The sequence below is a fragment of the Ornithinibacillus halophilus genome (assembly GCF_900129485.1).
Lineage (GTDB): Bacteria > Bacillota > Bacilli > Bacillales > Amphibacillaceae > Ornithinibacillus > Ornithinibacillus halophilus.
In genome coordinates, this window is the sequence record NZ_FQVW01000078.1 from 1 (window position 1) to 8,326 (window position 8,326).

The 8,326-nt window shown below is 37.9% G+C and carries 6 protein-coding genes; 5 read left to right on the top strand and 1 reads right to left on the bottom strand.

What is annotated here, in order from left to right; translation table 11 throughout:
- Nucleotides 1–382: 382 nt before the first annotated feature.
- Nucleotides 383–1,309, bottom strand: a complete 927-nt coding sequence (rnhC, locus tag BUB12_RS16750; protein ID WP_072892055.1) for a ribonuclease HIII — start codon at nt 1,307–1,309, stop codon at nt 383–385.
- Nucleotides 1,310–1,494: 185 nt separating this feature from the next.
- Here rnhC and zapA point away from each other — a divergent pair, with 185 nt between their 5' ends.
- The 5 genes from zapA (at nt 1,495) to BUB12_RS16775 (ending at nt 7,386) form a co-directional block, all read left to right on the top strand.
- Complete coding sequence (gene zapA, locus BUB12_RS16755) at nt 1,495–1,758, top strand: cell division protein ZapA (protein WP_072892056.1); 264 nt, start codon at nt 1,495–1,497, stop codon at nt 1,756–1,758.
- Between the two features lies 1 nt (nt 1,759).
- Nucleotides 1,760–2,314 (top strand): CvpA family protein, encoded by a 555-nt coding sequence (locus BUB12_RS16760; RefSeq protein WP_072892057.1) that lies wholly within the window; start codon nt 1,760–1,762, stop codon nt 2,312–2,314.
- Nucleotides 2,315–2,867: 553 nt separating this feature from the next.
- A complete protein-coding gene (gene polX / locus BUB12_RS16765; protein WP_072892058.1) occupies nt 2,868–4,586 on the top strand; it encodes a DNA polymerase/3'-5' exonuclease PolX in 1,719 nt (572 codons plus the stop codon).
- A gap of 26 nt (nt 4,587–4,612) precedes the next feature.
- Nucleotides 4,613–6,955: an endonuclease MutS2 gene (locus tag BUB12_RS16770; protein ID WP_072892059.1), complete on the top strand. Its 2,343-nt coding sequence runs from the start codon at nt 4,613–4,615 to the stop codon at nt 6,953–6,955.
- 23 nt (nt 6,956–6,978) lie between these two features.
- Nucleotides 6,979–7,386, top strand: coding sequence for a DUF350 domain-containing protein (locus BUB12_RS16775; RefSeq protein WP_072892060.1), 408 nt, complete (start codon nt 6,979–6,981; stop codon nt 7,384–7,386).
- Nucleotides 7,387–8,326 lie beyond the last annotated feature (940 nt).

Genomic DNA, 8,326 nt, shown 5'->3' on the forward strand with positions numbered 1-8,326 from the left:
AGGGTCTCTCGATGCCGGAAGCGGAATTAAAAGTGAAGCTACAGTAATCGATGGGAGCTCTCGATGCCGGAAGCGGAAGTAAAAGTGAAGCTACGGTAATCGAGAGAGGTTCTCGATGCCGGAAGCCCAAGCAAGAAGGAAGCTATGGTAATCGACAGGGTCTCTCGATGCCGGAAGCGGGAGCAAAAGTGAAGCTACGGTAATCGACAGGGTCTCTCGATGCCGGAAGCGGAAGTAAAAGTGAAGCTACGGTAATCGACAGGGTCTCTCGATGCCGGAAGCCCAAGCAAGAAGGTATCTATGGTAACCGAGAACCTGAACAATGCCCAATTGAGCCTCCCAAAAGCGCAAAAAGTAATCGATCACCACACCACCATCATATTCACATATACTTCCGTGCCTTCTGTGTATTCGCAAAGTGAACTTTTGCCACTTCATTCAACTTGCCTTCCCCGTGTTCCGAGATGATTTTTGCAATTTGTTGATCGACGTGTCGGGAGGCTCCTTTTTTTATGGAAACCCCTAATTGCTCCGAGATCTTATCCATTTCTTTTACAAAGCTTGCTCTGGCAATAATGGAACCTGTCGCAACTGCTATGGAATAGCTTTCAGCTTTCGTCATGAAGTATGTTTTATCGTTAAGGGTATGCCGTTCTGTTGCTAGATGTTTTTTATAAACGGCTGGTTCACAAAATTGGTCAACAAGAATGCCTTCATAAGCGTTATCTTCTATTTTTTGAAGTAGTTTATTAATGGCACTGTGGTGTAGCATCGTTTTCATTTTGCCTTGGGACCAACCTTTTTTCTGCAAGGCATTATATTTTTTATTGTGAAGGATCAATAGGGAATATGGGATTTTCAGTTTTACTATTTCCTTCGATAAACGTACGATTGTGTCATCTGTTAAGTTTTTTGAGTCTTTCACTCCTAACTCTTTTAAAATAGGAATATCATGTTCCTTTACATAGGCACATGCTACCGTAATTGGTCCAAAATAATCTCCAGTTCCAGCCTCGTCAGAACCAATGTGAGAGGAAGAGAATAAGGATGGAGATGGTGCATAAATAGACTGTGGCTTTGACTTCTTCTCTACAGTGTTTGAAGAACCTTCATTGCCCCATCGTTCTGCTTCGATTTCAGGTGCTTTTCCTTGAAACAGGACTTTTCCCGAGTTATAAGCAGTGATCACTGCATTTGGCGTTTTTGCACGAAAAATAGCTCCTTGTGGTGTAGTGGTTAATGATTTATGATAATATTGTTTCATAGTCTGAATTGTTTGTTTGCTTAATTGATAGACGGTTTGTGGCATTCCAATCGCTCCATTCTAAATATATAGTAAAGCATAGCAAACTATGGAGAAGAATCAAATGATAAAATTTGTAATCAATCGTTTCCTTAATAGAGTACTTCATGTTAAGATTAAGTGAAGAATTTTTCTGAGTTATCAAGTTCGGTATGCTAGTGAAAAGTAATTAGAAATTGGGAGGAATCCGTGTGTCCCAGGAAAAGAAAACACGTTTAACTGTTGAAATACATAATAGATCGTATACTATCGTTGGTGAAGAATCGGCTAGTCATGTACGATTGGTTGCCAGTTTAGTGGATCAGAAGATGAAAGAAATCCAAGAAGCGAATCCCCAGCTTGATACTGCTAGTTTAGCAGTACTTACGGCTGTTAATTCTATGAATGATTATTTAAAATTAAAAGAAGACTATGCAGCATTGCTAGGTTCACAAAAAAAGAAAGAGGAAAAGTAAAATGATAGATTTTATTTTATTGGTGCTATTTGTCCTAGGCTTATTAATTGGGTTAAGGCGAGGATTAATTTTACAAGCACTTCATTTAATTGGCTTTATTATTTCATTTATTATTGCATCCATTTATTTTGATGAATTAGCAGAGAAGTTATATATGTGGATCCCATATCCGGCGATGACAGATGAAAGTTTATGGGCCGAATTCTTACAATCATTACCGATCGAGTCGGCGTTCTATCATGGAATTTCATTTGCTATAATCTTTTTCATATCAAAAATTATTTTACAAATAATTGCATCCATGCTAGATCTCGTTGCTTCATTACCAATCTTGAATTCTGTGAATAAAATATTAGGTGCCGTGTTAGGGTTTTTAGAAGTGTATTTACTTTTATTTGTTTTCCTTTACATAGCTGTTTTATTACCTGTAGGAATGGTTCAGGAATGGATCAATGATTCTTCCATAGCGTTATTTATGTTAGAAAAAACACCATATTTCTCTGGTAAAATTATTGATTCATGGTTTGTCGATTTAAATAGTATTTTTTCATTTTAATCTAATAGACTAATTCATTGTTATGGACTTGAACAGGAAAATGCATTCCTGTTGGCATATAGAATCTTGGCTGTCATCTAGCTTTATGATGATAGCTAAGTTTGCTACTATGTTAATAAGTCACCATGACGTGAATTAGTCTTTCTTTGAGTAAGAGAGTATTTTTGCAAAGATGTCTAGCTCCGAGCGCCTACGACTAGCGAGACTTCCTTCGCCTTCGTACGATAAGTCAACATCGACTCCCGTAGTAAGGGAAGGCCGACTAAAATCGGGCTTTGCGCCCAACGTCGACATAGCCCTATGAAGGGGCATGTTTCCTTTATCTCCTTGAAAATGCATTTACATTTGCATTTTCTGCGTGCGATGATTTGCTGTCGTAGCATTCCTTGTCCTACGGGGTATGTTCAATTAAGTTCGCCACTTTGCGTGGCAACATTGAACCACCTGGCGTGGCCAGGCGCAGTCCGTACGTCGCATATCAGGCGCTCTACGCTTTTCTTTGTGCTATTATGTTAAAAGATAATGAAAAAAATAAAAGCAGGAGAGTTGTGCTGTGAGTATTAATAAAAAAGATGTTATCAAATTATTAGAAAAAATTGCGTTATATTTCGAACTTAAAGGAGAAAATCCATTTAAAATATCTGCCTTTCGAAGGGCAGCCCAAGCATTAGAGAGGGATGGAAGGTCATTAGATGAAATTGATGATTTCACAAAAATTCAAGGGATAGGAAAAGGCACCAATACCGTGATTATGGAGTATATTCAAACTGGAACTTCTGAAACGTTAAAACAGTTAGAAGAGGAAGTACCTGCTGGATTAGTTCCATTGTTAAACATTCCTGGATTAGGTGGTAAAAAACTTGCTAAATTGTATCAGGAACTAGATGTCGTTGATGCAGATACGTTAAAAGAGGCTATTGAATCGAAAAAGGTGGAGGGACTAGCTGGATTTGGTAAGAAATCTGCTGAAAAAATTCTAGTAGCACTAGAAGAAGCAGAATCACGTCCAGAACGGTTACCGATTGCTCTTATGCTACCTATCGCAGAAAAAATAGAAGCCTATTTAAATGAGGTACCAGAGATTGAGCGTTTCTCACAAGCAGGTAGTATACGAAGAATGAGAGAAACGATCAAAGACATTGATTTTATTATCGCAACAAATAACCCTGAAGCTGTTCGGGAATCCTTATTAAAAATAGAAAATATTAAAGATGTTATTGCTAAAGGTGATACGAAGGTAAGTGTTACTTTAGATGAAGTGTATGATGTTAATGTGGACTTTCGTCTAGTTAAACTGGAGGAGTTTGCCACAACCCTTCATCATTTTACAGGGTCAAAAGATCATAATGTATCGATGAGACAACTTGCCAAAAAACGTGGAGAAAAAATAAGTGAATACGGTGTTGAAGTTGAGGAAACCAATGAAGTGCTAACCTTTGAAACAGAAGAAGCATTTTTCGAGCATTTTGGTCTAAATTACATTCCACCTGAAGTACGAGAGAACACTGGTGAGGTAGCAGCTTTTGAAAAAGAAACCCCACTCATTGAATTAGCAGATATTCAAGGTGATTTGCACATGCACACGACGTGGAGTGATGGGGCACAATCATTGGAAGAAATGGTCAATCGCGTACGTGATAAAGGCTATTCCTACATGGCAATTACCGACCACTCAAAGAATTTACGTGTTGCCAATGGATTAGATGAAAAACGATTGCTAGAGCAACGTGAAGAAATAGAAAAGTTGAATGCTAAATATACAGATATTCATATTTTTTCAGGTGTCGAGATGGATATATTACCAGATGGTAGTTTGGACTTCTCGGACGACTTCTTAAGAGATATGGATTATGTAATAGCAGCAATTCACTCTAGCTTCAGTCAAAGTGAAGAGCAAATTATGAAACGTTTATACACGGCACTAGAAAATCCATATGTCTCGTTAATTGCTCATCCAACGGGTAGATTAATCGGAAGAAGACAAGGATATCAGGTGAATATGGAAAAACTGATTGAAAAGGCAAAAGAAACAAATACAGCCTTAGAGATTAATGCCAATCCTAATCGTTTTGATATCTCTGCTGAATGGGCAAAAGTAGCGCAAGAACATGGAGTTACGATTGCAATTAATACCGATGCACACAGCTATCCGATGCTAGAACATATGGAATATGGGGTCCGTGTTGCTAAAAAAGGTTGGCTTAAAAAAGAAACGGTAATGAATACTTGGTCAAAAGAGAAACTTATTGAGTACTTTAACCGTAATAAATAGAACAGATAGATTAAAGGAGTAAGAGCATGAATCAACGAATTCTCCGTGTACTAGAGTTTGATAAAATTAGAAATCAACTGCAAGAGCAAGCAGCAACGTCACTTGGTAAGGATTTTGCTGTAAAACTTGTTCCATTAACGGAATTAGAAGAAGTACAAAAGCTGCAACAAGAAACAGATGAAGCAGCACAAATTTTACGATTAAATAAAGTCATCCCACTAGGTGGTATTTTTGATATACGGCCAAGTTTAAAACGCAGTGTCATAGGTGGTGTGCTGAATACGAAGGAATGCCTCGATGTTGCGAATACGATTTATGGTGGAAGACAAGTAAAGGACTTTATTGAGGATCTAGAAGAAGACTTGCCAATTTTAAAAGATCTTGTTGAAGGAATTACTCCATTAAGAGAATTAGAACGTTCCATTAAAAGTTGTATCGATGATCACGGTCAGATGATGGACAGTGCCTCTGAGAAACTTCGTGGCATTCGTTCATCGATAAGAACCTATGAGAGTCGAGTTAGAGAGCGATTAGAAAATTACACGAGAACAAAAAGTAATATGCTTTCTGATGCGATTGTAACGATTCGTAATGACAGGTATGTTCTACCAGTTAAGCAAGAATATAGAGGAGCAATAGGTGGGATTGTTCACGACCAGTCGGCTTCTGGACAAACGTTATTTATGGAACCAAAAGCAGTGGTAGACTTAAATAACCAACTTCAAGAAGCGATTGTAAAAGAAGGACAAGAGGTAGAAAGAATCCTAAGAGAATTAACAGGAAATATTGCTGAAGAAGAGCCATTTTTAAGTGAAAATGTTAGAATTCTAGGTTCTGTTGACTTCATTTCTTCTCGTGCTAAGCTAGGGCAAACAATGAAAGCTTCGATGCCAAAAATGAATGATCAAGGATTTATTCGAATGAAGCAAGCAAGACACCCTTTAATCGCACCAGATGAAGTTGTTCCAAATGATGTGGAAATTGGAAAAGAATACACTTCGATTGTAATTACTGGGCCGAATACAGGTGGTAAAACCGTTACATTAAAAATGATTGGACTATGTACGTTAATGGCACAATCAGGCCTACAAGTCCCAGCGCTGGATGGTTGCGAATTAGCAGTATTTGAACATGTGTTTGCTGATATTGGGGATGAGCAGTCCATTGAACAAAATTTAAGTACTTTCTCCTCGCATATGACAAATATTGTGGACATATTGAAACATGTTGATCATAAAACGTTAGTATTATTCGATGAGCTAGGAGCAGGAACAGACCCACAAGAAGGTGCAGCACTAGCCATGTCGATTTTGGATGAAGTTGTATCAAGAGGAGCTAGAGTTATTGCAACCACACATTATCCAGAACTGAAGGCATATGGATATAATCGGGAACAGGTAATCAATGCGTCTGTTGAATTTGACGTCGATTCCTTGCAACCTACTTATCGATTACTAATCGGAATTCCTGGTAGAAGTAATGCTTTCGATATTTCATCACGATTAGGCTTGGAGAAATCCGTGATTGATCAAGCGAAAAGCTTAATTGGGGTGGATTCGAAAAATGTTGAAAATATGATTGCTTCCCTTGAAAAGTCTCAAATACAAGCACAAAAAGAATATGAAGAGGCACATCAAGTTCTGCTTGAAAGTGAACAAATACACAGAGAAATCAAGCAAGAATGGGAAAAACTAGAACAAAAGCGTGAAACATTGTATAAAAAAGCAGAAGAAAAGGCAGAAAAAGCATTACAAAATGCCCGTGAAGAAGCTGAACTAATCGTCTCTGAAATTCGAAAAATGAAGACGAACACCGAATTAAAGGAACACGAGTGGATTGAAGCTAAAAAAATGCTTGAAGAAGCTAAACCAAATTTGGTATCAAAAAATAAATCAAACCAAAAAGCAGAGCCAAAAACGCAAAAAGAGTTACACCCTGGCGATGAAATTAAATTATTGACGGTGAATCAACAAGGTTCTGTTATCGAAAAAATAAATGACAACGAGTACCTTGTACAAGTTGGAATTATGAAAGTAAAAGCAAAGCGTAATGATTTGCAATTAGTTGGAAAGCCAAAGAAAACGATGGAAAAACCATTAGCTACTGTAAAAGGTTCCAATTATCATGTGAAAACAGAACTTGATTTACGTGGGGAAAGATTTGAGGATGCATTATTACAACTGGAAAAATATGTAGATGATGCATTGCTAGCGAATTATCCAAAAGTGTATATCATACATGGAAAAGGGACAGGTGCTCTAAGAAAAGGCGTACAAGAATTTTGTAAAAGACATCCTAGTATAAAATCCACTCGACCTGGAGCTGCTGGTGAAGGTGGAAGTGGAGTAACCGTTATTGAATTTAAGTAATAGGGGAAGGGATGTAGTTCATTATGGAAGGTATATGGGAAAATGTTTTTATTGAAACTGCTGCACGTTATAGTGTTGTCGTTTTATGTACGATTGTCTTTTTAGCTATTTTTGAATTGGTTACATCTTATAAAAATTGGGATGAGATAAAAAATGGCAATCTTTCTGTAGCATTGGCTACAGGAGGGAAATTATTTGGGATTATGAATATTTTCCGTTTCTCTATTGAACACAATGATACCATTTTAGTTAGTGTTGGATGGGGAGCAGCAGGTTTTGTGTTATTAATCATTGGTTATTTTATTTTTGAGTTTTTAACACCAACAATTAAAATTGACGAAGAGATCGGTAAAGGCAATATCGCAGTAGGGTTGATTTCTATGGTCATCTCTGTTGGATTGTCGTATATTATTGGGGCTAATATAATTTAAGGGAGAGTCTTCAGTGGAAACATTAGCAAAAGTATTAATGGTAGTTGCTGTTATTTTTGTAATAGTTGGGGTATTTTATTTACTATAGAATCTTATTTTCAAAAAGAAAGCTCAGGTTATAAATCCAAACTAATTCAATTATTGAATTTGAATTAGTTTGGATTTTTTAAAAGGAAGTGTTGTTTTTATACAATTTTATATGAAAGATGTTGTTACTAAGCAGCCGAATACACGTAGACTCCTCGGAAATAAAGATCAATTTCCTTCGTGCGATGCTTTTGCTGTCGAAGCATTTCTTGTCCTGTGGGAAGTAGGAGACCGATGAGACTTTGTAGTGCGTAGCAGAGGCTGCTGAAAAAGTCCGATTAATATAAAAATCATACCAAAGAGGGCTGGGATATAACTTAATCTCTATAATCCGAAGACGAACAATTACCATGAAGGTAGTTAGAATGTTAGTCTTTAGGTCAAATCTAATTTTTAATGAATTATTCAATTCCGATGTAACTGCTTTGTTGATTTGCACTGCGGACAGTCGCTTTCCGCGGGCACGGCCTCAGCCAGGCAACAACATGAATATGCTCCAGTGCTGCCTTGCACCGAGGAATGATGCTTCCATGTGAAACTGGAAGACGCAGGTGCATCAAGTGGGGTCTTCGGTCACGTGCTGTTCCCGCAGGACAAGGAAGGCTACGTCAGAGGATCATCGCACGCAGAAAATGCAAATGGAAATGCATTTTCAAGGAGTCGACTGCCCTCCGCTCCAATCAACTAGTGATATTGCAGTAGGTCCATAATTCTTATTGTCTAAGAATACACACTAGCGTAAGAAATACACGAAGACTCCTTCGGGAAAAAAGGCATAGGTAAGACCCCACAGGGCGAATGCCCGAGGAGGCTTACCAGCCGCCCGAGGAAAGCGAAGTGTATTTCTGAAGCG